The sequence below is a fragment of the Pseudomonas sp. Z003-0.4C(8344-21) genome, from assembly GCF_900104975.1.
Lineage (GTDB): Bacteria > Pseudomonadota > Gammaproteobacteria > Pseudomonadales > Pseudomonadaceae > Aquipseudomonas > Aquipseudomonas granadensis.
Window position 1 is genome coordinate 3967880 of the sequence record NZ_LT629756.1, and the last position, 22917, is coordinate 3990796.

22 protein-coding genes and 1 pseudogene are annotated in these 22917 nt (G+C 59.9%); 12 read left to right on the forward strand and 11 right to left on the reverse strand.

Features of this window, described 5'->3' with window-relative positions:
- Positions 1-40 precede the first annotated feature (40 nt).
- The 3 genes from chrA (at position 41) to BLU24_RS17935 (ending at position 4587) form a co-directional block, all read left to right on the forward strand.
- Positions 41-1384, forward strand: a complete 1344-nt coding sequence (gene chrA, locus BLU24_RS17925; RefSeq protein ID WP_093102330.1) for a chromate efflux transporter — start codon at positions 41-43, stop codon at positions 1382-1384.
- A gap of 405 nt (positions 1385-1789) precedes the next feature.
- Positions 1790-3154 (forward strand): glutamine synthetase family protein, encoded by a 1365-nt coding sequence (locus BLU24_RS17930; protein WP_093102333.1) that lies wholly within the window; start codon positions 1790-1792, stop codon positions 3152-3154.
- Between the two features lie 149 nt (positions 3155-3303).
- Positions 3304-4587: an NAD(P)/FAD-dependent oxidoreductase gene (locus BLU24_RS17935; RefSeq protein WP_093102336.1), complete on the forward strand. Its 1284-nt coding sequence runs from the start codon at positions 3304-3306 to the stop codon at positions 4585-4587.
- Between the two features lie 139 nt (positions 4588-4726).
- On the opposite strand, the gene BLU24_RS17940 is transcribed toward BLU24_RS17935, so the two are convergent.
- Positions 4727-5512, reverse strand: coding sequence for a DeoR/GlpR family DNA-binding transcription regulator (locus tag BLU24_RS17940; protein WP_093102339.1), 786 nt, complete (start codon positions 5510-5512; stop codon positions 4727-4729).
- 256 nt (positions 5513-5768) lie between these two features.
- Positions 5769-6662, reverse strand: coding sequence for a LysR family transcriptional regulator (locus BLU24_RS17945; protein ID WP_172833281.1), 894 nt, complete (start codon positions 6660-6662; stop codon positions 5769-5771).
- 86 nt (positions 6663-6748) lie between these two features.
- Here BLU24_RS17945 and BLU24_RS17950 point away from each other — a divergent pair, with 86 nt between their 5' ends.
- The 4 genes and pseudogenes from BLU24_RS17950 (at position 6749) to BLU24_RS17965 (ending at position 9697) form a co-directional block, all read left to right on the forward strand.
- Positions 6749-7525, forward strand: a complete 777-nt coding sequence (locus BLU24_RS17950) for an NAD(P)H-dependent oxidoreductase (RefSeq protein WP_093102344.1) — start codon at positions 6749-6751, stop codon at positions 7523-7525.
- Between the two features lie 128 nt (positions 7526-7653).
- Positions 7654-8182: pseudogene (locus BLU24_RS17955) on the forward strand (PAAR domain-containing protein).
- Positions 8183-8250: 68 nt separating this feature from the next.
- The gene (locus BLU24_RS17960; RefSeq protein WP_093106820.1) at positions 8251-9072 is read left to right on the forward strand and encodes a hypothetical protein; all 822 of its coding nucleotides are present in this window, start codon (positions 8251-8253) and stop codon (positions 9070-9072) included.
- A 7-nt stretch (positions 9073-9079) separates the two neighbouring features.
- Complete coding sequence (locus BLU24_RS17965) at positions 9080-9697, forward strand: hypothetical protein (RefSeq protein WP_172833283.1); 618 nt, start codon at positions 9080-9082, stop codon at positions 9695-9697.
- A gap of 40 nt (positions 9698-9737) precedes the next feature.
- Here the strand turns inward: BLU24_RS17965 and BLU24_RS17970 are convergent, their stop codons facing one another.
- From BLU24_RS17970 to BLU24_RS17980, 3 genes are read right to left on the reverse strand one after another with little or no spacing between them, the layout of a single operon-like run.
- Positions 9738-10739, reverse strand: coding sequence for an AbrB family transcriptional regulator (locus BLU24_RS17970; protein ID WP_093102346.1), 1002 nt, complete (start codon positions 10737-10739; stop codon positions 9738-9740).
- 59 nt (positions 10740-10798) lie between these two features.
- Positions 10799-11221: an HD domain-containing protein gene (locus BLU24_RS17975; protein ID WP_093102348.1), complete on the reverse strand. Its 423-nt coding sequence runs from the start codon at positions 11219-11221 to the stop codon at positions 10799-10801.
- 15 nt (positions 11222-11236) lie between these two features.
- The gene (locus BLU24_RS17980) at positions 11237-11626 is read right to left on the reverse strand and encodes a hypothetical protein (RefSeq protein WP_093102350.1); all 390 of its coding nucleotides are present in this window, start codon (positions 11624-11626) and stop codon (positions 11237-11239) included.
- A gap of 165 nt (positions 11627-11791) precedes the next feature.
- On the opposite strand from BLU24_RS17980, the gene BLU24_RS17985 reads away from it, so the two are divergent.
- On the forward strand, positions 11792-12223 hold the full coding sequence (locus BLU24_RS17985; RefSeq protein WP_093102352.1) for a hypothetical protein: 432 nt from the start codon (positions 11792-11794) through the stop codon (positions 12221-12223).
- 71 nt (positions 12224-12294) lie between these two features.
- Here BLU24_RS17985 and BLU24_RS17990 read toward each other — a convergent pair whose 3' ends face one another.
- The 6 genes from BLU24_RS17990 to BLU24_RS18015 all read right to left on the reverse strand — a co-directional run bounded on the left by BLU24_RS17990 (position 12295) and on the right by BLU24_RS18015 (position 18498).
- Complete coding sequence (locus tag BLU24_RS17990; RefSeq protein ID WP_093102354.1) at positions 12295-12579, reverse strand: hypothetical protein; 285 nt, start codon at positions 12577-12579, stop codon at positions 12295-12297.
- A 173-nt stretch (positions 12580-12752) separates the two neighbouring features.
- Entirely contained in the window at positions 12753-13037 is a 285-nt protein-coding gene (locus BLU24_RS17995; RefSeq protein WP_090282863.1) for a hypothetical protein, read from the reverse strand.
- 109 nt (positions 13038-13146) lie between these two features.
- Positions 13147-13695: a cupin domain-containing protein gene (locus BLU24_RS18000; RefSeq protein ID WP_093102357.1), complete on the reverse strand. Its 549-nt coding sequence runs from the start codon at positions 13693-13695 to the stop codon at positions 13147-13149.
- 351 nt (positions 13696-14046) lie between these two features.
- Positions 14047-15330 (reverse strand): NAD(P)/FAD-dependent oxidoreductase, encoded by a 1284-nt coding sequence (locus BLU24_RS18005; protein WP_093102360.1) that lies wholly within the window; start codon positions 15328-15330, stop codon positions 14047-14049.
- Positions 15331-15379: 49 nt separating this feature from the next.
- On the reverse strand, positions 15380-16870 hold the full coding sequence (locus tag BLU24_RS18010; protein ID WP_093102363.1) for an aldehyde dehydrogenase: 1491 nt from the start codon (positions 16868-16870) through the stop codon (positions 15380-15382).
- Positions 16871-17121: 251 nt separating this feature from the next.
- Positions 17122-18498, reverse strand: coding sequence for a glutamine synthetase family protein (locus BLU24_RS18015; RefSeq protein ID WP_039763287.1), 1377 nt, complete (start codon positions 18496-18498; stop codon positions 17122-17124).
- 282 nt (positions 18499-18780) lie between these two features.
- On the opposite strand from BLU24_RS18015, the gene BLU24_RS18020 reads away from it, so the two are divergent.
- The 4 genes from BLU24_RS18020 (at position 18781) to BLU24_RS18035 (ending at position 22836) form a co-directional block, all read left to right on the forward strand.
- A complete protein-coding gene (locus BLU24_RS18020) occupies positions 18781-19542 on the forward strand; it encodes a gamma-glutamyl-gamma-aminobutyrate hydrolase family protein (protein WP_093102366.1) in 762 nt (253 codons plus the stop codon).
- Between the two features lie 368 nt (positions 19543-19910).
- On the forward strand, positions 19911-21053 hold the full coding sequence (locus BLU24_RS18025; protein ID WP_093102369.1) for an ABC transporter ATP-binding protein: 1143 nt from the start codon (positions 19911-19913) through the stop codon (positions 21051-21053).
- Positions 21050-21964 (forward strand): ABC transporter permease subunit, encoded by a 915-nt coding sequence (locus BLU24_RS18030; protein WP_093102372.1) that lies wholly within the window; start codon positions 21050-21052, stop codon positions 21962-21964. The genes BLU24_RS18025 and BLU24_RS18030 overlap by 4 nt, the downstream gene beginning before the upstream one ends.
- Positions 21961-22836 carry an ABC transporter permease subunit gene (locus BLU24_RS18035; protein ID WP_093102375.1) on the forward strand — a complete coding sequence of 292 codons (876 nt, stop codon included), beginning with the start codon at positions 21961-21963 and terminating at the stop codon, positions 22834-22836. Before BLU24_RS18030 ends, BLU24_RS18035 begins: the two co-directional genes overlap by 4 nt.
- The last annotated feature ends 81 nt before the right edge of the window (positions 22837-22917 follow it).

Sequence of the window (22917 nt, forward strand, 5' to 3'; positions counted from 1 at the left end):
TATACCCGCTCCGCCAGGACTCACGCCAGGAGCGACGCCATTGGATCACGAACAAAAAAATCTCCCGCGCCCCGCCCCCATCACCCTGAAACACGCCTGGCGCTTCTGGCTCAAGCTCGGTTGCATCGGCTTCGGCGGTCCTGCCGGGCAGATCGCGATCATGCACCAGGAGCTGGTCGAGCGACGCCGCTGGATTTCGGAGAAGCGTTTCCTCCACGCACTCAATTACTGCATGTTGCTGCCCGGCCCCGAAGCCCAGCAACTGGCGACCTACATTGGCTGGCTGCTGCATCGCTCCTGGGGTGGAATAGTTGCCGGTGTGCTGTTTGTGCTGCCGTCGCTGTTCATCCTGATCGCGCTGTCGTGGGTCTACATCGCCTTCGGCGACATGCCCGCCGTGGCTGGAGTGTTTTACGGAATCAAACCGGCGGTGACGGCAATCGTCCTGCATGCGGCCCATCGCATCGGCTCGCGTGCGCTGAAGAACGCCTGGCTGTGGGCGATTGCCGGGGCGTCGTTCGTGGCGATTTTTGCGTTCAATGCGCCGTTCCCGTTGATCGTGCTTGGCGCGGCGCTGATCGGCTATCTCGGCGGACGCTTCGCCCCGCAGCGTTTCAACGCGGCCAGCCCGCGCAACAGCGGCAAATCCTTCGGCCCGGCGCTGATCGATGACGACACGCCGACACTGGAGCACGCCCGTTTCAAACCGGCGAAACTGTGGAAACTGGCGCTGATCGGCGCGGCGCTGTGGTGTTTGCCGATGGCGCTGCTGACGACATTGTTCGGCTGGGACGGCACCTTCACGCAAATGGGCTGGTTCTTCACCAAAGCTGCCCTGCTGACCTTCGGCGGCGCGTACGCGGTGCTGCCGTACGTTTATCAGGGCGCGGTCGGCCACTACGGCTGGCTGACGCCGACGCAGATGATCGACGGCCTCGCCCTCGGTGAAACCACGCCCGGGCCGCTGATCATGGTGGTGGCGTTTGTCGGCTTCGTCGGCGCTTACGTGCAACCGATGTTCGGCCCCGAGCACGCTTTCGCCGCCGGCGCCCTGGCGGCGACATTGGTGACGTGGTTCACCTTCCTGCCCTCGTTCCTGTTCATCCTCGCCGGCGGGCCGCTCGTGGAATCGACGCACAACGAACTGAAGTTCACCGCACCGCTGACCGCCATTACCGCCGCCGTGGTCGGGGTGATTGTCAATCTGGCGTGTTTCTTCGCCTACCACGTGTTCTGGCCGAACGGTTTTGCCGGCGCCGTCGATGTATTTTCGATCGTCCTGGCGATTGCCGCAGCCGTAGCCCTGTTCGTGTTCAAGCGCGGGGTGATCAGCGTGCTGATCGTTTGCGCCCTCGCCGGGCTGGGCTTTCACCTGATGCGCTGAAGCGCGGCGCGATAATCTCCCGTTTACATGCCCGCGGATTCCCCCTTACTATCCGGGCACACCGGTCGGCGGGCCAGCCCCGCCACCGACGTTTTCCGCCAACGGAAACACGCGTTATGAGTACGTCACCTAAACCACAACAAGCGTTGTACGTCTCACCCTCGCGCGCCCTCGTCAGGAGCGGCGTATGAACCGTATCGTCAATCTGCCCATGGCCCTGCGCCGTTCCAAGCTGCGCCACTCCGCACGCCCGCCGGATATCGCCCTGCCCGTCTGATCGCGCCGGTTAAAAACCCGCGACAGTCTTCTTCCTTCTGATATCTCTGCCAGGACACCCACGCCTTTTGCCGCGTCGTGTCCGGCCCGATTCTGCGCGCCTGTGCGGCGCCCCCGTGAGTGATTGCCATGAAATTCGCAGCCCTTGAAGACGCACGTCTGTTCCTTGCGCAAAACCCCGATATCGACATGATCGAGCTGTTCATCCTCGACGCCAACGGCGTGCCGCGCGGCAAGCTGTTGCACCGCGAAGAACTGCTCGCTGTGTACGAAAGCGGCCGGCCGTTGCCGAGCACCATCCTCGGCCTGACCGTACAGGGGGAAGACGTGGAAAACTCCGGCCTGGTCTGGGACGTCGGCGACATCGACTGCCGCGCCTATCCGCTGGAAGGCAGCCTGGTACGCCTGCCGTGGCGGCAGATTCCAACCGCTGCGGTGCAAGTGAGCATGCACCCGACTGAGGGCCTGCCGGCGAGCATCGCCGACCCGCGACACTTGCTGATCAAGGTCATCGACGCGCTTAAAGCCGAGGGTTTCCACCCGATCATGGCTTGCGAGCTGGAGTTCTATCTGCTCGACGCCAAACGCGATCACAACGGCCGACCGCAACCGGCGCTGGATGCCGACGGTGGTCGACCGCGACACACCCAGGTCTACGGTCTGCGCGAACTGGAACAGATCGAACCATTCCTCGCCGACCTCTACAGCGCCTGCAAACTGCACGGCATTCCGGCGCGCACGGCGATCTCCGAATACGCGCCGGGCCAGGTGGAAATCACCCTCGAACACGGCGATGCGCTGGCAGCGATGGATCAGGCCGTGCGCTACAAACGTCTGGTCAAAGCGGTGGCGCACAAGCACGGCATGCAGGCGACGTTCATGGCCAAGCCGTTCGACGACCTGGCCGGCACCGGCATGCACATGCACGTCAGCCTCGCCGATGACGCCGGGCACAATCTGTTCGCCTCGGAAGATCCGGCCGGCACGCCGCTGCTGCGCACCGCGATTGGCGGCATGCTCGCCTCGCTGCTCGATTCGCTGCTGCTGTTCTGCCCGAACGCCAATTCCTACCGACGTTTCCAGGCCAACAGCTACGCCCCGCTGGCGCCGACCTGGGGCGTCGACAACCGCACCGTCAGCCTGCGCGTGCCCGGCGGCCCGGCCAACACGCGGCACATCGAACACCGCATCTGCGGCGCCGACGCCAACCCGTATCTGGCGGCGGCGGCAATTCTCGCTGGCATTCATCGCGGCATTCGTGAAGACCTTGATCCGGGTGCGCCGGTCGAGGGCAATGGCTATGCGCAGGCCAAGGAGTTGCTGCCGACCGACTGGCTGACTTCGTTGCAGGCGCTGGAAAATTCGGTGTGGGCGCGGGATGCCCTGGGGCAGGAGTTTCTGGGCGTGTATCTGGCGGTGAAACGGGCCGAGTACCGGCAGTTCATGGCCGAGGTGGGTGAGCAGGATTGGCGCTGGTACCTGACCGAGGCCTGAAGCCCCACCACTCAACCCTGTGGGAGCTGGCTTGCCAGCGATGGGGCCGGCACATCTGGCATAAGCGTTGACTGACACTCCGCTATCGCTGGCAAGCCAGCTCCCACAGGGGATTGCACTCCGACTTCCGAATTTGTGTGGACCCTGACATGACCAACCGCTGCAATTCCTACTACACCGCCACCCTCAACCGCGACACCGACTACCCGACCCTGCAAGGTCGGCATTCGGTGGATGTGGTGATCATCGGCGGCGGTTTCACCGGCGTCGCCACTGCGGTCGAACTCGCGGAAAAAGGCCTGAAAGTCGCCATCGTCGAAAGCCACAAGATCGGCTGGGGCGCCACTGGGCGCAATGGCGGTCAGGTCACCGGCAGCTTGTCCGGCGACGGCGCGATGCGCAAACAGATGCGCGCGAAACTCGGTGATGACGTCGACGATTTCATCTGGCACCTGCGCTGGCGCGGCCACGAAATCATCCAACAGCGCGTCGAAAAATATGCCATTGAGTGCGACCTCAAACACGGCCATTTGCACGCAGCGTACAAACCCAGCCACATGACCGGCCTGCGCAGTGACTACGTAGAAGCCGTGCGGCGCGGACTGGGTGATGAGGTCAGCCTGCTTGATCGCAGTCAGGTCCGCGATCTTCTGCAAAGCGACCTTTATCACGGCGCAATCAAGAACACCCGCAACATGCACCTGCACCCACTCAACCTGTGCATCGGCGAAGCGCGGGCGGCGGAAAGTCTCGGTGCGCTGATCTTCGAGAACAGCGAAGTGCTGGAGATCATTCACGGTGACAGGCCGGGCGTGCGCACCGCTCACGGGCAGATCGACGCCAACCAGGTGATGCTCGCCGGCGACGTCTACCACAAGCTCGAACCGGGCCAACTCAAGGGCAAGATTTTCCCGGCCATGGGCGGCATCGTCACCACCGCGCCGCTGGGCGAGCTGGCGCGGCAGATCAACCCGCAAGACCTCGCGGTGTATGACTGCCGTTTTGTCCTCGACTATTACCGCCTGACGGCTGACGGTCGCTTGCTGTTCGGCGGCGGCGCCAACTACAGCGGCAAGGATTCACGGGACATCGCCGCCGAACTGCGCCCGTGCATCGAGCAGACATTCCCGGCGCTCAAAGGCGTGCAGATCGACTATCAGTGGAGCTGCGCGATGGGCATCGTCATCAACCGCATCCCGCAACTGGGCAAGCTTTCGGACAACGTCTGGTATTGCCAGGGCTATTCCGGCCACGGCATCGCCACCACGCACATCATGGGTGAAATCATGAGCCGGGCGATCACCGGGCAACTGGAACAGTTCGACACCTTCGCCGCCTGCCAGCACATCCGCGTGCCGATGGGGGATTTGCTCGGCAACCCGTTGCTGGCGGCGGGGATGTGGTATTACCAGATGCTTGAAAAGTTGCGTTGAAAGATGTGTTGATCATGCTGCCGCCATCGCTGGCGAGCCAGCTCCCACAGTGATCGTGGCGTATCAAGTTTATGTACACCATGAAAACCTGTGGGAGCTGGCTTGCCAGCGATAGGGCCATCAGCCACACCCGATAAACTCAATCGGGGAGCTGCTGAACTACAATCCCTAACCGCCGATAATCCTCGACACTGCCCGACGCCACATGCCGTTCGGTGATCAACGTGTGCAAGCGCGTACACGGCGCCACCACAAACGGTTCCACCGCGCCGAGCTTGTCCGCCGAGGTCACCGCTATCACCCGCGCCGCGCTATCGAGCATCGCTTGCTTGACCGGTACTTCATCGAAATGCAGCGAGGTAATCCCCACTTCCGGATGAATCGCACACACACCGGTTATCGCCAGATCGGCCTTGATCCCGGCCAACAGACGCAGCGCCTCATGCCCACCCGCCGCCATGGTCCGCGGGTTCAACTGCCCACCGGCGAGAATCACTCTCACGCCGCTGTACTCCGACAAGGCAATCGCCGTCATCGGCGAAGCAGTCACCGCCGTAATACTGATATCGGCACGCAGCGAGCGCGCCACCTGCAATGTGGTCGAGCCGGAATCGAACAGCACGATCTGCCCGTCCTCGATCTGCTGCGCCGCCAGTTGCGCCAGGCGCACTTTGACCTCATCGGTTTCATCGAGCCGGGTGAAGTAATCCTTGCCCGAGTCTTTCGGCCGCGGTAACGCCCCGCCGTGCACGCGCTGCACCAGCCCGGCATTGTCCAGTTCGGCGAGGTCGCGGCGGATGGTGTCTTCGGACACGGCAAAGTGCTGGCTCAACTCGGACGCCATGACCTTGCCGTCGCGCTCGAGCAGCAAGAGGATTTTCTGCCGGCGCAGCGAGGGCAATTCGGCGATGGAGTGATCGTGCATGGTTGTGCCTGTTTGTGCTTGTAATTGCAGGTTTAACCAAGGCTAGCGAAAGCCCCGGACAAATACAAACGCAGCGGCTATCAATTGTTTCGATCATTGGAATCAACAAGGCGAATTTTTTCTTTGCCGTGCGCCTGTTCACAATGGCCCCACTCTAAAACGGCTCAGGATGAACACCCCATGAATCTCAATTTCGCCTTCGCGTGCATGATCGTCGTGTCGTTTGCAGTGGCGCTGGTCCACGCCTGACCGGGTCTCAGACCGACGCCAGCAGATGCTCGCGCAACCACTTGTGCGCCGGATCGCGGTGCGAGCGTTCGCCCCAGAACATCGCCATTTCATAACCCGGCACTTCCAGCGGCGCGTCGACCACCTGCAAGGCCGGATTGCCGCGCACCAGCCGTGACGGCAGCATCGCCACCAGATCGGTGCTGGCCAACACCGACATCGCCATCAGAAAGTGCGGCACCGACAACACCACGTTGCGCCTCAAACCGACATCGGCCAACGCCCGGTCGGTCACCCCGAAAAAGCCCCCACCCTCTCTCGACACCAATACGTGTTCCAGCGCGCAGAACTGTTCACGCGTGGGCGCCGTTTGCAGGTGCGGATGGCCGATGCGCCCGGCCAGCACGTAACGCTCCTGAAACAGCGGCCGCCGATGCAATTCCGGCGGCGCGTCCTCGCTAATGTGCAGCGCCAGATCGAAGACGCCCTGCTCGGCCTCTTTCAGCAATTGTTGCGGGTGCAGGTCGATCACCGCCAGCCGCGTGCCCGGCGCCTGTTCGCGCAAGCCGCTCAGTGCCGGCAGCACCACGGTCGATTCGCCGTAATCGGTCGCGGCGATTTTCCAGCTGTGCGTGGCCTGCGCCGGGTCGAACGCACTGGCCGGCGCCACCGCCCGCTCCAACGCCTCCAGCGCTTCGCGCAACGGCTCGCGTAACTCGTCGGCCCGTGCGGTCGGGCGCATGCCTCGTGGGCCGGGTAGCAACAGTGGATCGCCGAAAATATCGCGCAGCTTGGCCAGGTGCACGCTCACCGACGGCTGCGACAGATTCAGCCGCTGCGCCGCACGCGTAACGTTGTGCTCGGCCAGCAGCACATCCAGGGTCATCAACAGATTGATATCCAGCCGTCTCAAATTATTCATGGCTATACCAGACATATCAGACATTCATTTCCAATATACCGGGCGAACGCCGATCCTGCAGTCATTCACCCACGGAGCTTCCCACCATGAATGTTTTACTGGTTTACGCCCACCCCGAATCGACGTCTCTCAACGGCTCGCTCAAGGACTTCACCGTTCAGCGCCTGCAAGCCGCCGGCCACAGCGTGCAAGTCTCCGACCTTTATGCGATGAACTGGAAACCCACCCTCGACGCCGACGACGCTCCGCAGCGTGACCCGTCGCAACCGTTCCACGCCTCCCTCGACTCAAAACGCGCCTACGCCGACGGCACCCAGGCCGCCGACATTGCCCGCGAACAGGAAAAACTGCTCTGGGCCGACGCGCTGATCCTGCAATTCCCGCTGTGGTGGTTCACCCTGCCGGCAATCCTCAAAGGCTGGGTCGACCGCGTCTACGCCTACGGCTTTGCCTACGGCGTCGGCGAACACTCCGACAGCCGCTGGGGCGAGCGTTACGGCGAAGGCAAAATGAAAGGCAAACGCGCGATGCTGATGGTTACCACCGGCGGCTGGGAATCACACTACGCCGCGCGCGGGATCAACGGGCCGATGGATGATCTGCTGTTTCCGATCCAGCACGGGATTTTGTACTACCCCGGATTTGAAGTGGTGCCACCGTTTGTGGTGTATCGGAGTAGTCGGATGGATGCTGCGCGGTATGCCGCGACCACCGAGGAACTGGGGCGGCGGCTGGATGAGTTGTGGAGTGCGCGGCCGATCGGGTTTCGGCAGCAGAATGGGGGGGAGTATGAGATTCCGGCGTTGACCTTAAAAGATGAAATTGCGTGCGGAGTCACAGGGTTCGCTACGCATATTTTGTAGGTTCCTCTTGCCTTGAATGACTCACATTCAATTCAAGTGCTTTTTCAGCCGCATAGACAGAACCATGGCCCACCTTGGTCGAGTTGTGTAACATTTCTGAACCATTCGTTTTTACAAGGAAGTTCGCAATGTCTGGAAAACCTGCTGCCCGAGTGACCGATCCTACCTCTTGTCCACTTCCGGGACATGGTTAACCCCATTGCTGGTGGCTCTTCAGATGTATTTTTCGACGGTCTGGCTGCCGCCCGTCAAAACGACAAGAGCGCATGCGGCAGCCCCATTACAGGAGACGTTGCTTCGACGGTTCTCATCAACGGTATGCCCGCTGCTACCGTTGGCAGCGTGGGTGCTCATGGCAACAAGATTGTCAGCGGATCTTCGACTGTAATCATTGGTAATTCTCACACTCCCGCAGAGTTCGTTCCGCCGTCTGCCATGCCACTCTGGGCGATGGTATTTGACGAAAAATTCAGAATCGTCGGCAGTGATGGTCAGCCTTTAGCTAATGTGCCTTATCACATCAAGGATGAGGCCGGCCGCGTATATACTGGCTTTTCCGATGAAGCGGGCCACACGCCGCGAATCGCAACAAGTAAACAAGAAACATTAGAAATAACGACGGGCGTTGCCGCGCTGGAAAAGTGGGGTGATGCATGACGGAATTTTCTTGCCAGGTTCCGACTAACAAACAAGCAGGCTCGGTGAGCAATGTCCCCGGCTACCTTATGCCAGCCAACATCCACTTGTTTGTAGTAGTTGATGAAATAGGTAAAGACGGCTTTCTTGTCAGAAAAATTTACTCTTCCCCCGACAACCCACACCTAGTTGCTAAAAACCTTCCTGAATTCCAGATAAAAAATGAAGTTTGGCCAGAAAAATATGGAATGAAACCGGTAGCACCCGGCTCCACTGCAACAGTAGCACAACATGTTTACAGCAGTCGAAAGTACCCCTCGAGTTATTTATCCACCAGCTCAGAGTTTCCAAACGGATCGCCAAGGTTCGACGGAAAGACGGTATATATAGACATTGAAAAAGCAAAAGCCGCGGGCGCTAAGTTGGTTAGCACAGATGAAATACTGAAAGCACTTGAAGACTACAAGAAAAACGCACCAAAAAATGTAGCAAAGATTGACGAAATTGCAGACTGGGTCAAAAACATTGACAAAGAAGTATTGATTCAATCAGAGAAAGTTCCCGCAAGCGCTATTTTCACCCCAGGATCAGAGAAAGCAACAAGAGCATTTATCAAAGGTGCAAAAGTAGTACGCGTATTCGCTATCGGATTCACAGCATATGACCTAAAAATCGCCACAGAAGAATCATTCAAACAAAATAGCATTAAACCAATTTCCGTCGAAGTCGTAAAGCAAGCTGGTGGCTGGGGCGCCGCTCTTGCAGGAGCACGAATTGGCGTGGTAGCTGGCGCAGCAGTGGGCATAGAAACAGGACCTGGCGCGATAGTTAGTAGCGCTATTGGTGGGATAGTATTTGGTACTGCTGGGTATCTAGGAGCTACTTGGCTAACCGAATATTTACAGGAATAAAAAATCCATGAATTTTTTCCGTCGAATATTTCGTTCCGTCAAGTCCGAACCAGATGAGCAGATAATTGGGTATACCTTACCAGAACTGAAGAAGCTATTCTCTCGTCCGCTACAGATTGTCGAATTTATGAAATACCCCCCCACCTCGTCGTTGAAAAACATAGGCATTGAGGCTGTTTATTCTAGCTTCCTTATTGCCACTGACGACATTATTCACTTCGAGGGGCTCATAGAGTCTAATTTCAGGCTGACAACCAAACGATCTTTTAACGGATTACCTGTTCACCAATATACGAACACCACCACGAATTCCGAAGCGATCCTCTCTATATCCACGCGAGAGTTCCATTCGACGACTATCAGAATAGTGACAAACAGCACTGATCTTCTGTTACGCTTGAATAGTAAAAGGCTCCCATTGCCGCCTCCTTGGGTAGCATTTCCTGACTATGAGCCTTCGTGGTGGGGTGGAAATATGGAAGGTGCTCAAGGATACTATGACGACAATTATTTTTATCCTTTCTTCACCAATTTGGATGACTGCGAAAAGCAGGCTTATTACCAAAAATTTAGCGCATCTAAAGAGTGGATCGATAGATTAGAGCTGATGTACACCGACGATTAACTGCATTTTGGTGCCTGAATCTTCAGGCACCTGCGCGATTTCACCGCACCTGCACCCACAACGCCGGCGCAAAGTGCAGCAGCACCATCCGGCTCAAATGATGCGTCAGAATAAACACCACATTCAGCCCGCCACCAAACGCGACAATCGCAATCGTCTCAATCGCTCCGGGCATATAAGCGAGCCATAGCGAAAGCGGATCGTTGCCCAGCCACCCCGCCGCGACTTCGGCGAACACTGCAGCGACCACGATCATCAAGCCAACCGAGACCAGCGCTGTGCGCCCGTGCCGGGCCAGTTCAGCGAAGCCGAGGCCCTGGAACCGTGAGCCGATGCGTACGCCGAGAATCAGCGCGGCCAGGTTCAGGCTCCAGTCCGGCATATGAAAACCGTGCAGCCATCCTGATTTTACAAACACCGCCGTGATGATGATCGCGGTGAGCATGAACGGCGCCGGTACGCCGATCATCAGCAGCAGGCGGCCGAGCAATACGCTCAGCGCGATGACAGCACACGCGGTCAGCGCCATGCCTGTCGTCAATGGATCGCCATCGGCAACCGCGATGGCGGACTGGCCGGGTATCAACAAACTCACCAGCACGGTGATCAGCAGCAAGCGCATCAAGTGAACGATGATGACCTTGCTCGAGGCCTTTTCCGATTCGAGCAAATCGAACACCGCTGCGAGTGCACCGGGATAAACCGCGAGCAGCGCATCGGTACGATTCCAGCCTGCGCCGCGGGTCAGCCACCATCCGGCCAATGCGATCTGTACAGTCAGGCAAATCAGCAATACACCGAGGCTGGGCAAGAGCGCCGAGGCCGTCGCGCTGTCCCACGCCTCGAACATCAGGCCGGTGGCGATCCCCAGCGTGACCTGGATGTAGCCGAGTCCATAGGGGGTGGCCGGTGCGATGCCGGTTTTACTGGCGAACACTGCGGTGACGATAATCGAGCCCAGCAGCAAGCCATGGGGGACGCCTTCGAACTGCAACAACGCGCCGAAACCGGCAGCAATCAACAAGCAAATAACTGATTTCATAGTCGCCTTCCTGGCTATCAACTGAAGCACCACCGATCCCACAGGGAATGCCCTGCTTTCTACATGCGCAACCGCGCAATCGCCCGCCGATACTTCTCGATCCGCTCCAGATCCTCCCAACCCGGTGAGGCGATCCGCGAGATATCGCTGTTCTCTTCCAGATCCGCCAGTTTCACCGCCCGGCCGATCGGGTTCTGCGCGGCGCGGTCGACGAAATCCTCATAGGACTCACCGGGCGCTTTCGTCACCGATGCAATCGCCGTCAGCACTTCTTCGCTGAAGCCTTCCTCGCGCAAATCATTCAGGCTGACGCCACAATCTTCGACCACATCGTGCAGCACAGCAACGATGCGTTCTTCCAGCGTGGTCATGCGCAACATGACTTTCAGTGGATGCAGAATGTACGGCGCACCGCCCTTGTCGACTTGCCCTATGTGGGCCGTGGCGGCGATGGCGATAGCGCGTTCGAGGGTTTGGTTCATAAGAATCTCCGAAGGTCAGATGCCGTAACGGCCGCCGACGTGGATATTGCGTTTGAGCCAGTTGCCGAGGGCTTTCCAGCGCCCGACTGGCCGCGCGGGTGCTGCGTGACGCTGAAGAATCAACGCCACCAGCGTCGCTTGATCGGCGTTCGGGTTAGCATCGATCAACTCGGCCACCCAGGCGCAATCGGCTTTGCTCAAGTGGTCGCGCCAGTCGCCGGACCACGCGTCGAGTTCATCCAGCGCGAGAAACCGCGCCCCGCCATGTTCCATATGCCCGCCGCCCATCGACTGCTCGAAGCAGAACGGCGTCTCGGGTTTTGCGGGGTCGATGTGGAAAAGATAGATATCGTGAAACGGATGCTGCGAAGCGGGGGCAATGTTGCGGCGGCCGATTTCGATCATGGCGACGGTCCAATCCTTGGGCGCTGAATGTTTCTGATTGTTGCGCAGTGTACGCGAAGATCACCCGTCGCGAACCCGATGGAACCCTGCACGCCTTCGCCACCTCGAAAGCAGACAAGCGCCAAATCACCGATCAGACGCGGCGCCATTGGAGAGGAACTGCCGATGAAAACCCGACTGCTGTTGCTGATCGCCACGTTTGCCATCATCCCCACCTGCGTCATGGCCGAAGGCTGCGACGTCCAGACCCGCTCTTCGAGCGCCGCAGTGCCCGCCGTCGAAACCCACAGTTGCTATGAATACGAAGGCGTGCCGGTGGACTCAATCAACTGGTCGTGCAGCAACGAAAGCAAAGACACCCTCAACGCCACCAAGAAAAAAGTCGCGCGCTGCGAGGATCACTACCAGGCCACCTGCACCGCCCGCCTCACCCAGGAATCGCTGGCCAACCCGCACTCGACCAGCAAAGACAAAAGCGCCCAACCGCTGAACCTGCCGGATAACGCGCAAGTGACCACCTATTACTACGGCGGTGAGCATCTGGAACAGGCGAAGATCGACTGTCAAAACAGCGGCGGCAACTGGAAGGCGAAATAGCGTTCAGTCATCCAGGATTTGCCCATAAAAAAGCCCGGCTACATGCCGGGCTTGCTGCATTCGAAACATGCTTAACCTTCGCCGGCACCGCTGCTGGTGCCGCTGTCGTTCGATTGTTTCGAACCACTGGGCTTGCCGCCCGAGGGTGTCGAGCCATCGTTGTTGGTGGTATTGCCCTGCGTGCCCTTCGGCACGGTGGCGCCGTTGGAATGAATGTCTTCCGGCGCGCTCGGGTTGGTCTGGCTGTTGCCGTCGTTGGCGGTCGGCGCCGGGGTATCGTTGGCGGCCGCTGCGTAGAGGGAGGTGGCGGATAACAGAGTGGCGAGGGTCAGTGCTGCGAAGTTGACTGGGCGCATGTTGGCTGTTTCCTTTGCGGGGTGAGTTACGCATTGGAAGCAGGTGCGCGGTGAAAATGCGGTGCGGCTGACGAATGGCAAGAATAAACCCGACACCTCGGAAGAGATATCGGGTCATCAAAACAATGTCTAAAGCATGGCTTAAAAGACCGGGCATTCTAGTGCTCGGTCTATCAACCGCCGCCGCTACCCCCGCTGCTGCTACCGGATGGTTGACCCGCAGGGCTGGGCTTGGAGGCAGACGGCACCGGCCCATTGTCGGTCTTGCCACCGTCACCACCCTTGGGTAGCGATTCGGCATCCGGGTCGGCATTGGTGGCTGGAGACGCCGGCTCACGCGTCTGGCTGGTGCCGTCGCTCGCCGTCGGGGTCGACGTTTCACCAGCAGCGAGCGTGTACGGCGAACTGCCGAACAGCAACGCCGCGAGGGCAATTACCGCAAGTTTATGGTTCTGCATGGTGGCTCTTCCGTTGCGTGGGGAGTTACAGCGTTGGAAGAAGGTGCGCGGCGAACGTGCGATGCGCCGGACGAGTGGTGATCGTCCGGTAGATCAATTTTGTCGAAACTCAGAAATTCGCCGGCGTATTCGCGCTGATGATCTCCGCCTCATCCGCACCAATATTGCGGAACTTGTGCGGCAATGTCGTAGGAAAGTAATACCCGTCCCCCGCACTCAACACACTCACCTGCCCGTCCACCGTCAATTCCACGGTGCCACGGGTCACAAGCCCGCACTCCTCGCCTTCGGCATGCACGATCGGCTCGTCGCCGGAGCTGGCGCCGGGGGCGTATTGTTCGCGCAGCAGGCGCATCTGGCGGCTGGGGACGGAGGCGCCGATCAGCAGCAGGCGCAGGCCGTGGCGGCCGAGGTCGGGTTGTTCGTTGGCGCGGAAGACGTATTGATGTTCGCGCGGCGGCTGGTCGAAGGTGAAGAAGTCGGCCAGGGACATCGGTATGCCTTCGAGCAGCTTTTTCAATGAGCTGACGGAAGGACTGACACGATTCTGTTCGATCAGCGAGATGGTGGCATTGGTCACGCCGCTACGCCGGGCCAGCTCGCGCTGGGAGAGTTTGTAGCTTTCGCGTACTAGTTTGAGTCGAGAACCCGTATCCATGACAGCCTTATGTGAGAACGACAAGGACGATGGGGTGGGTGGCGGGTGACGCGCAGGTCGCGCGGATCACGTTGCTCCCGTGTCCCGGAACCGTGAAAGGCGGCTATTAAATCACGTTTGCCGGTGATGCTCAGCAGGTTCGATGGATGGCGGCTGAAATGAGCCTGCTGGTGATTATTCCGGGTAAACAGAAATCCTGTGAGAGCTGGCTTGCCAGCGATTGGATGGCATATTCAACATCCCTTTTGCTGAAAGGCCGCTATCGCTGGCAAGCCAGCTCCCACAGGGGGACATCAGTGCTATTGCGTAGTGAAAACCGGCGGGGTTTTGAGCCGCCGCCGGGGTGGTAAGTCAGACGCCGAAGCGGTCGCGCAGCGAGTAGTAGACGGCGCCCAGGGCGGTCAGCGGCGCGGAGAAGGTGCGGCCGCCGAGCATCGGCATGTGCGGCAGCGAGGCGAAGGCGTCGAAGCGTTCGGCGTCGCCACGGATCATTTCCGAGATCAGTTTGCCGGCCAGGTGCGAGCAAGTGACGCCGTGGCCGCTGTAGCCTTGCATGTAATAGGCGTTTTTTTCGATGCGGCCGAATTGCGGCATGCGTGACATGGTCAGCAGGAAGTTGCCGGTCCAGCGGTAGTCGATCTTCACGTCCTTGAGCTGCGGGAAGGTCTTGAGGATTTTCGGGCGGATCAGTTGCTCGATGTCGTCCGGCTCGCGCGCGCCGTAGACCACACCGCCGCCGTAAAGCAGGCGGTTGTCGGCGGTCAGGCGATAGTAATCGAGCAGGTAATTGCAGTCTTCGACGCAGTAGTTGTTGGTGATCAGGCTGCGCGCCTGCTGCTCGGTCAGCGGTTCGGTGACGACGATCTGCGAGCCGCACGGCATGCTTTTCGCGGTCACGCGGTTGTCGAGGCCTTGTGGCAGGTAGGCGTTGCCGGCGATCAGCAGGTATTTGGCACGGACCTGGCCTTTGGCAGTGCGCACGATGTTTGGCTCGCCATAGGTGATTTCCACCGCAGCCGACTGCTCGTAGATCTTGCCGCCCAAGCGCACGATCGCCGCCGCTTCACCGAGCGCCAGATTCAACGGATGAACGTGGCCGCCCTGCATGTCCAGCAAACCGCCAACGTAGGCGTCGGAGCCGACTTCACGACGAATCTCAGCCGCGTCGAGCATCTTCAGATTGCGGTTGCCGTAACGCTCCCAGCCACGCTTCTGCTCAGCCAGACCGTTGAGTTGTTTCTTGTTCATCGCTGCGAAAATACCGCCCGGGCGGTAGTCGCATTGGATGTCATATTCCTTGATGCGCGAACGAATGATGTCGGCGCCTTCGAAGATCATGCTGCCGAGGATTTCCGCGGTCTTGTCGCCGTAGCGCGCTTCGATCACATCGACGTCGCGACTGTAGGAATTGACCAGTTGCCCGCCGTTGCGACCGCTGGCGCCGTAGCCGACTTTCGCCGCTTCGAGCACGGTCACTTTGTAGCCCGCTTCAGTCAGGAACAGCGCCGAGGACAGGCCGGTATAACCGGCGCCGATGATGCAGACGTCGCATTCGACCGACTCTTCGAGGGTCGGGAAGTCGATGACTTCGTTGCGGGTGGCGGCGTAGTAGCTGTTGACGTGTTGCTGTTTCATAAATTTCTCCGATGGCCGCCAGACACTGGCGGCCGCCGCTGTAAAAGAATTAGAGCTTGATCCAGGTCGCTTTCAGCTCGGTGTACTTGTCGAACGCGTGCAGCGATTTGTCGCGACCGTTGCCCGATTGCTTGAAGCCACCGAACGGCGCCGTCATGTCGCCGCCGTCGTACTGGTTGACCCAGACGCTGCCGGCACGCAAACCTCGAGCAAAGGTGTGCGCCTTGCTCAGGTTGCTCGTCCACACACCGGCGGCGAGGCCGAAGATGCTGTCGTTGGCGATCTGCAGCGCTTCTTCGGCGGTGTCGAAGGTGATAAGCGACAACACCGGGCCGAAGATTTCTTCCTGGGCGATGGTCATCGCGTTGGTCACGCCGTCGAAGATCGCCGGTTGCACATAGAGGCCGCCGGTTTCTTCGAGGGTGCGTTGGCCGCCGGCGATCAGCTCAGCGCCCTGCTCGCGACCGATGCTGATGTAGCGCAGCACATTATCGAGTTGACGCTGATCGACCACGGCGCCGACGGTGGTCGCCGGGTCGAGGGCATGCCCCGGTTTCCACGCTTGCAACGCTTCCACCAGCAGCGGAATGAACTGCTCGCGAATCGATCGCTCGACCAACAGGCGCGAACCGGCCGTGCAGACTTCGCCCTGGTTGAAGGCGATGGCGCTGGCCGCCGCTTCTGCTGCCGCGCGCAAGTCCGGCGCGTCGGCAAACACCACGTTCGGGCTCTTGCCGCCGGCTTCGAGCCAGACGCGTTTCATGTTGCTTTGCCCGGCGTAAATCATCAGTTGCTTGGCGATCGCCGTGGAGCCGGTGAAGGCCAGCACGTCGACGTCCATGTGCAGCGCCAGCGCCTTGCCGACGGTATGGCCGAAGCCCGGCAGCACATTGAACACGCCTTTGGGAATGCCGGCATCCAGCGCCAACTGGGCGATGCGAATCGCCGTCAGTGGGGATTTTTCCGACGGTTTGAGAATGAACGAGTTGCCCGCCGCCAGCGCCGGGGCGAATTTCCAGCTGGCCATGATCAGCGGGAAATTCCACGGCACGATGGCCGCGACCACACCGGAAGGCTCGCGGGTGACGAGGCCGAGTTGGTCGTGCGGCGTGGCGGCGACTTCGTCGTAGATCTTGTCGATCGCCTCGGCGCTCCAGCGGATCGCGTTGGCGGCCGCCGGGATGTCGATGCTCATCGAGTCGCTGATCGGCTTGCCCATGTCGAGGGTTTCCAGCAGCGCCAGTTCTTCCTGGTGTTGCAGGATCAGATCGGCGAAGCGGATCAGGATGCGCTTGCGCTCGGCCGGGGCTTTTTTCGCCCACACACCGGAGTTGAAAGACTGGCGCGCGGCTTCGACGGCGAGGTTGGCGTCGGCTTCATCGGTGCTGGCGACGGCGGCAAGAAAACGGCCGTCGACCGGGCTCAGGCATTCGAACGTTTCGCCGCTGATCGCCGGGCGGTATTCACCGTTGATGAAAGCGCGGGCTTCGAGGGTCAGGGACTGGAAGTGATGTTCCCAGTCGTTGCGGGTTCTGGTCATTGTTTTGCCTCGACGAGGGGGATTGGGGGTGGTCTGGTTGCTGTGTCTGGCTTGAGAGGGCTGCCCTCACCCTAGCCCTCTCCCGGGGGGAGAGGGGACCGATTGGGGGAGGCTCAAAATCTGCGCCGACCTGAACGACCGAGTCGAATATGGATTCGGTACAGCAGGTTCAGATCGCAGCATTTCCCGAGCATCCCCGGCTCAGTCCCCTCTCCCCCTGGGAGAGGGTTAGGGTGAGGGGCTTTTGATCTTCAAACGGTATGCAGATACCAGTTGTACTCAAGATCAGAAATCGAGTTCTCGAACTCGGCCAGCTCGCTCTCCTTGCACGCGACAAACACGTCGATGTACATCGGGTCGATATAGCGCGCCATGACTTCGCTGTCGTCCAGCTCGCGCAAGGCATCTCGCAAGTTGTTCGGCAGGCTCTGTTCGTTCTGCTCGTAGCTGTTGCCTTCGACCGGGGCGCCCGGTTCGATCTGGTTGGTCAGACCGTGGTGAATACCGGCCAGCACCGAGGCCATCAGCAGGTACGGGTTGGCATCGGCGCCGGCGACGCGGTGCTCGATGCGCACGGCGTCGGCTGAACCGGTCGGCACGCGTACGGCCACGGTGCGGTTGTCGATGCCCCAGCTCGGCGAGTTCGGGACGTAGAACTGCGCGCCGAAGCGGCGGTACGAGTTGACGTTCGGGCAGAGGAAAGCCATCTGCGCCGGCAGGGTCTCGAGCACACCGCCGATCGCGTGACGCAGCGCGGCGTTCTGCTCGGGATCCTCGCTGGCGAAAATGTTGTTGCCTTCTTTGTCCAGAATCGAAATGTGCACATGCAGACCGTTGCCCGCCTGGCCCGGATACGGCTTGGCCATGAAGGTGGTGTCCATCTCATGGTCGTAGGCGATGTTCTTCACCAGACGCTTGAGCAGCACCGCGTAATCGCAGGCCTTGATCGGGTCGGAGACGTGATGCAGGTTGACTTCGAACTGCGCCGGGGCGCTTTCCTTGACGATGGCGTCAGCCGGGATGCCCTGCTCTTTCGCGCCCTCGAGGATGTCTTGCAGGCAATCGACGTATTCGTCGAGATCGTCGATCAGATAGACCTGAGTCGACACCGGACGCTTGCCGGACACCGGCGAACGTGGCGACTGCGGACGACCATTAACGTTGTCCTGGTCGATCAGATAGAACTCCAGTTCGAACGCTGCGCAAATGGTCAGGCCCATGTCGTCGAACTTGCGCACGACGTTGGCGAGCACTTCACGCGGGTCGGCGAAAAACGGCTGGCCTTCGATCTCATGCATGGTCATCAGCAATTGTGCAGTCGGGCGCTTCTGCCACGGCTCGATGCTCAGGGTGCCGGGAATCGGGTAGCAGATGCGGTCAGCATCACCGATGTCCAGACCCAGACCGGTGCTTTCCACCGTGGAGCCGTTGATGTCCAGCGCGAACAGCGAGGCCGGGAGGTTGATGCCTTTTTCGTACACCTTATGAAGACTGGTGCGTTCGATGCGCTTGCCGCGCACCACACCGTTCATATCCGCAATCAGAAGGTCGACGTACAAAACCTCAGGATATTTCTTAAGGAATGCGTTGGCTTCGTTGAGTTGAACGGTACGCAGAGGGACCGACATGATGCACCTATTTAGCTGTTAATTATTATGTTCACTACCTTGTCGCGCAGCCAGTCAATCCGAAAGGCAAAGTGAAGTCAATAGCGAACGCGGCGCCCCGCAGCCTTTATTTTTCGGGCTTTTTTTAACACTATCGTGGTAAAGCAGGCCCCAGAGCGGCACAAACGTTACCAATTGGATGAACGGCGTTTAGAATTTTTTACATGGCAGTTGTTAATTAAAATCAACGACGCTAAGCTCCGGAAAAGCTCGTTCAAGTGTCAGACTTCGAGGTGAATAAAAATGGCATTCAAGCCATTGATCGGCGTTACTGCGTGCGTCAAACAGATTGGCCTGCACCCCTATCACATCAGCGGCGACAAATACGTTCGCGCTGTCAGCGTTGGCGCTGAAGGGTTGCCGGTGGTCATTCCCTCCCTTGGCAGCCTGACGGAAATCGACGACCTGCTCGGTCAGCTCGACGGTCTGCTGCTGACCGGCTCGCCTTCGAACGTGGAACCCTTCCACTATCAAGGCCCGGCCAGCGCCCCCGGCACGGATCACGATCCGGCGCGGGACGCCACCACCCTTCCTTTATTACGTGCAGCCATCGCCGCGGGCGTTCCGGTGCTGGGCATTTGCCGTGGCTTTCAGGAAATGAACGTGGCGTTTGGTGGCAGCCTGCATCAGAAGGTGCATGAGCTGCCGGGCATGCTCGACCACCGCGAAGCCGACAGCCCGGATGTGGCCGTGCAATACGCACCGGCCCACGCGGTGACGGTGCTTGCGGGCGGCGTGTTCGAAGCGCTCGAGCTGCCGGGTGAGTTTCAGGTCAACTCGATTCACAGCCAGGGCATCGATCGCCTCGCCCCCGGCCTGCGCGCCGAAGCCGTGGCGCCGGATGGGTTGATCGAAGCGATCTCGGTCGAGCACAGCCCGACCTTCGCCCTCGGCGTGCAATGGCACCCGGAATGGCAAGTGCTGGACAACCCGAACTACCTGAAGATTTTCCAGGCGTTCGGCGCGGCTTGCCGACAACGGGCGGCGCGACGCAACCAGCGCTGACACCACTCGCAAACACCAGACGATTTACTGCCCCCACGGTGGCCGGGCGCGCCTGCGCGCATCCGGCAGCCGTGTACAGCAACACCCGTGATAACAACAAGTACGACCCAGGCAGCCAGGACGGCGGCGCCGAACAAGCCGGATCGGTTTTAGCAACACCCGTCAGATCAACGCGAAACCCTGTGGGAGCTGGCTTGCCAGCGATGAGGCCGTCACCTGCAACATCTGTGGTGACTGCCCCACCGCCATCGCTGGCAAGCCAGCTCCCACAGGGGAAGGTGACTCGACTGGTGATGCTTATGCAGCTCCGCAATCCACTTACGCCCGGCCACATTGGCCAGGCAAACGAAACCTGTTGGGAGTTTCACATGGCAAACGCCTCCAGCACTTACAGGAAGGCACTTGAAGGTCATCAGCAACCGAAAAAGGTGTTGGTGAAAGTCGATCGTGTCACCAAGAAGTTCGATGAAACCGTGGCCGTGGATGATGTGTCCCTGGAGATCCATCAGGGCGAAATCTTCGCGCTGCTGGGGGGCTCGGGTTCGGGCAAATCGACCCTGTTGCGCATGCTCGCCGGTTTCGAGCGCCCGACCGAGGGGCGAATTCTGCTCGACGGCGTGGACATCACCGACATGCCGCCGTACGAGCGGCCGATCAACATGATGTTCCAGTCCTACGCGCTGTTCCCGCACATGACCGTCGCGCAGAACATCGCCTTCGGCCTCAAGCAGGACCGTTTGCCCGCCAGCGAAATCGATGCCCGCGTCGAAGAAATGCTGCGTCTGGTGCACATGACCCAATACGCCAAGCGCCGCCCGCACCAGTTGTCCGGCGGCCAGCGCCAGCGCGTCGCCCTCGCCCGCTCACTGGCCAAGCGGCCGAAGCTGTTGCTGCTCGACGAGCCGATGGGTGCGCTGGATAAAAAGCTGCGCTCGCAGATGCAGCTGGAACTGGTCGAGATCATCGAGCGCGTCGGCGTGACCTGCGTCATGGTCACCCACGATCAGGAAGAAGCCATGACCATGGCCGAGCGCATCGCGATCATGCACCTGGGCTGGATCGCCCAGATCGGCAGCCCGGTCGACATTTATGAAGCGCCGGTCAGCCGCATGGTCTGTGAATTCATCGGCAACGTGAACGCCTTTGATGGCACCGTGGTGGAAGATCTGGAAGGCCACGCGATCATTCACAGCCCGGATCTGCAGCAGAAGATCTACGTCGGTCACGGCGTCAGTACGTCGGTGCAGGACAAGTCGATCACCTACGCGATTCGCCCGGAAAAAATGCTCGTCAGCACCACTCAACCAGAGGGCCGCTACAACTGGTCCGAAGGCAAGGTGCATGACATCGCCTACCTCGGCGGTCATTCGGTGTTCTACGTCGAATTGCCCGGCGGCAAGATCGTCCAGTCGTTCATGGCCAACGCCGAGCGCCGTGGCGCGCGGCCGACCTGGGACGACAAGGTCTACGTCTGGTGGGAAGACGACAGCGGCGTGGTACTGCGCTCATGAGAACCTTCAATCAGCAATTCCTGCGCCTGGTGCCCAGCGGGCGAAAACTGGTGATCGGCATTCCGTTCATCTGGCTGTTCCTGTTCTTCATGCTGCCGTTCTTTCTGGTGATGAAGATCAGCTTCTCGGAAGCCGCGCTGGCGATCCCGCCATACTCGGAGATCTACACCTACGCCGAACAGAAATTCCAGCTGCTGCTGAACATCGGCAACTACACCCTGCTCGGCGAAGACGATCTGTACCTGTCGGCCTACCTCGGCTCGCTGAAGGTGGCGGCACTGAGCACCGTGATGTGTCTGCTGATCGGTTTCCCGATGGCTTACGCGATCACCAAGACCGGCAAGGAAACGCAAAACGTCCTGCTGCTGTTGATCATGATGCCAACCTGGACCGCGATCCTGATCCGCGTTTACGCGTGGATGGGCATTCTCAGCAACAACGGTCTGCTCAACGCGTTTCTGATGTGGACCGGGCTGACCGATCAGCCGATCGAGATCCTCAACACCAACACCGCGGTGTATATCGGTGTCGTCTACGCGTATCTGCCGTTCATGGTGCTGCCGCTGTACGCCAACCTGGTCAAACACGACGGCAGTCTGCTGGAAGCCGCGCAGGATCTGGGTTCAAGCAACTTCAACAACTTCTGGAAAATCACCGTGCCGCTGGCCAGGAACGGGATCATCGCAGGCTGCATGCTGGTGTTCATTCCTGTGGTCGGTGAGTTCGTGATTCCGGAACTGCTGGGTGGCCCGGAGACGCTGATGATCGGCCGCGTGCTGTGGCAAGAGTTCTTCAATAACCGCGACTGGCCGGTGGCGTCTGCGCTGGCGGTGGTGATGCTGTTGATCCTGATTGTGCCGATTCTGCTGTTCAACCGCAGCCAGGCCAAAGAGATGGAGGCACGGGGATGAAACGCTTCAATTTTTCGAAGTTCATGCTGATCTTCGGCCTGATGTTCATTTATCTGCCGATGCTGATTCTGGTGATCTACTCGTTCAACGCCTCGAAACTGGTGACGGTGTGGGGTGGCTGGTCGGTGAAGTGGTATGTCGGTCTGCTCGACAACACGCAACTGATGGGCTCGGTGCTGCGCTCGCTGGAAATCGCCTGCTACACCGCAATTGCTGCGGTCGCGCTGGGCACCCTCGCCGCCTTCGTTCTGACGCGAGTCACGCGCTTCAAGGGCCGCACGCTGTTTGGCGGTCTGGTCACCGCGCCGCTGGTGATGCCGGAAGTGATCACCGGCCTGTCGCTGTTGCTGCTGTTTGTGGCGATGGCGCAACTGATCGGCTGGCCGCAGGAGCGTGGCATCGTCACGATCTGGATCGCCCACACCACGTTTTGTGCTGCCTATGTGGCGGTGGTAGTCTCCGCGCGCCTTCGCGAGCTCGACCTGTCGATTGAGGAAGCGGCGATGGATCTCGGTGCGAAACCGTTCAAGGTGTTTTTCCTGATCACCATTCCGATGATTGCGCCGTCGCTGGCGGCGGGCGGGATGATGTCGTTCGCCTTGTCGCTGGATGACCTGGTGTTGGCGAGTTTCGTTTCCGGCCCGGGTTCGACCACGTTGCCGATGGAGGTTTTCTCGGCTGTGCGTCTGGGCGTGAAACCCGAGATCAACGCCGTGGCCAGCCTGATTCTGCTGGCGGTGTCTCTGGTGACGTTCCTGGTCTGGTACTTCGGTCGCAAGGCAGAAGCCAACCGCAAGCGGGCGATTCAGGAAGCGATGGATCAGACGGCCAACGAGTCGTGGCAGCCTCGGCAATCCGCAGCAACGGCTTGACCTGCAGGCGCAGCGTGCCTCTGCGCCTGGCAAATTTTGTCAGCCCCACGGTCAGTCCCCTCTCCCTGTGGGAGAGGGTTA

Bases quoted from the DNA above. Each gene is read 5' to 3' on its own strand.
- BLU24_RS17935 (WP_093102336.1), top strand. From the start codon at position 3,304: ATGACCAACCGCTGCAATTCCTACTACACCGCCACCCTCAACCGCGAC.
- BLU24_RS17975 (WP_093102348.1), bottom strand. From the start codon at position 11,221: ATGAACCAAACCCTCGAACGCGCTATCGCCATCGCCGCCACGGCCCAC.
- BLU24_RS17970 (WP_093102346.1), bottom strand. From the start codon at position 10,739: ATGAAATCAGTTATTTGCTTGTTGATTGCTGCCGGTTTCGGCGCGTTG.
- BLU24_RS18030 (WP_093102372.1), top strand. From the start codon at position 21,050: ATGAGAACCTTCAATCAGCAATTCCTGCGCCTGGTGCCCAGCGGGCGA.
- BLU24_RS18010 (WP_093102363.1), bottom strand. From the start codon at position 16,870: ATGACCAGAACCCGCAACGACTGGGAACATCACTTCCAGTCCCTGACC.
- BLU24_RS17940 (WP_093102339.1), bottom strand. From the start codon at position 5,512: ATGCACGATCACTCCATCGCCGAATTGCCCTCGCTGCGCCGGCAGAAA.
- BLU24_RS17950 (WP_093102344.1), top strand. From the start codon at position 6,749: ATGAATGTTTTACTGGTTTACGCCCACCCCGAATCGACGTCTCTCAAC.
- BLU24_RS17980 (WP_093102350.1), bottom strand. From the start codon at position 11,626: ATGATCGAAATCGGCCGCCGCAACATTGCCCCCGCTTCGCAGCATCCG.
- BLU24_RS17995 (WP_090282863.1), bottom strand. From the start codon at position 13,037: ATGCAGAACCATAAACTTGCGGTAATTGCCCTCGCGGCGTTGCTGTTC.
- BLU24_RS18015 (WP_039763287.1), bottom strand. From the start codon at position 18,498: ATGTCGGTCCCTCTGCGTACCGTTCAACTCAACGAAGCCAACGCATTC.
- BLU24_RS18035 (WP_093102375.1), top strand. From the start codon at position 21,961: ATGAAACGCTTCAATTTTTCGAAGTTCATGCTGATCTTCGGCCTGATG.
- BLU24_RS17930 (WP_093102333.1), top strand. From the start codon at position 1,790: ATGAAATTCGCAGCCCTTGAAGACGCACGTCTGTTCCTTGCGCAAAAC.
- BLU24_RS17965 (WP_172833283.1), top strand. From the start codon at position 9,080: ATGAATTTTTTCCGTCGAATATTTCGTTCCGTCAAGTCCGAACCAGAT.
- BLU24_RS18025 (WP_093102369.1), top strand. From the start codon at position 19,911: ATGGCAAACGCCTCCAGCACTTACAGGAAGGCACTTGAAGGTCATCAG.
- BLU24_RS17990 (WP_093102354.1), bottom strand. From the start codon at position 12,579: ATGCGCCCAGTCAACTTCGCAGCACTGACCCTCGCCACTCTGTTATCC.
- BLU24_RS18020 (WP_093102366.1), top strand. From the start codon at position 18,781: ATGGCATTCAAGCCATTGATCGGCGTTACTGCGTGCGTCAAACAGATT.
- BLU24_RS18000 (WP_093102357.1), bottom strand. From the start codon at position 13,695: ATGGATACGGGTTCTCGACTCAAACTAGTACGCGAAAGCTACAAACTC.
- BLU24_RS17985 (WP_093102352.1), top strand. From the start codon at position 11,792: ATGAAAACCCGACTGCTGTTGCTGATCGCCACGTTTGCCATCATCCCC.
- BLU24_RS18005 (WP_093102360.1), bottom strand. From the start codon at position 15,330: ATGAAACAGCAACACGTCAACAGCTACTACGCCGCCACCCGCAACGAA.
- BLU24_RS17945 (WP_172833281.1), bottom strand. From the start codon at position 6,662: ATGAATAATTTGAGACGGCTGGATATCAATCTGTTGATGACCCTGGAT.
- BLU24_RS17960 (WP_093106820.1), top strand. From the start codon at position 8,251: ATGCCAGCCAACATCCACTTGTTTGTAGTAGTTGATGAAATAGGTAAA.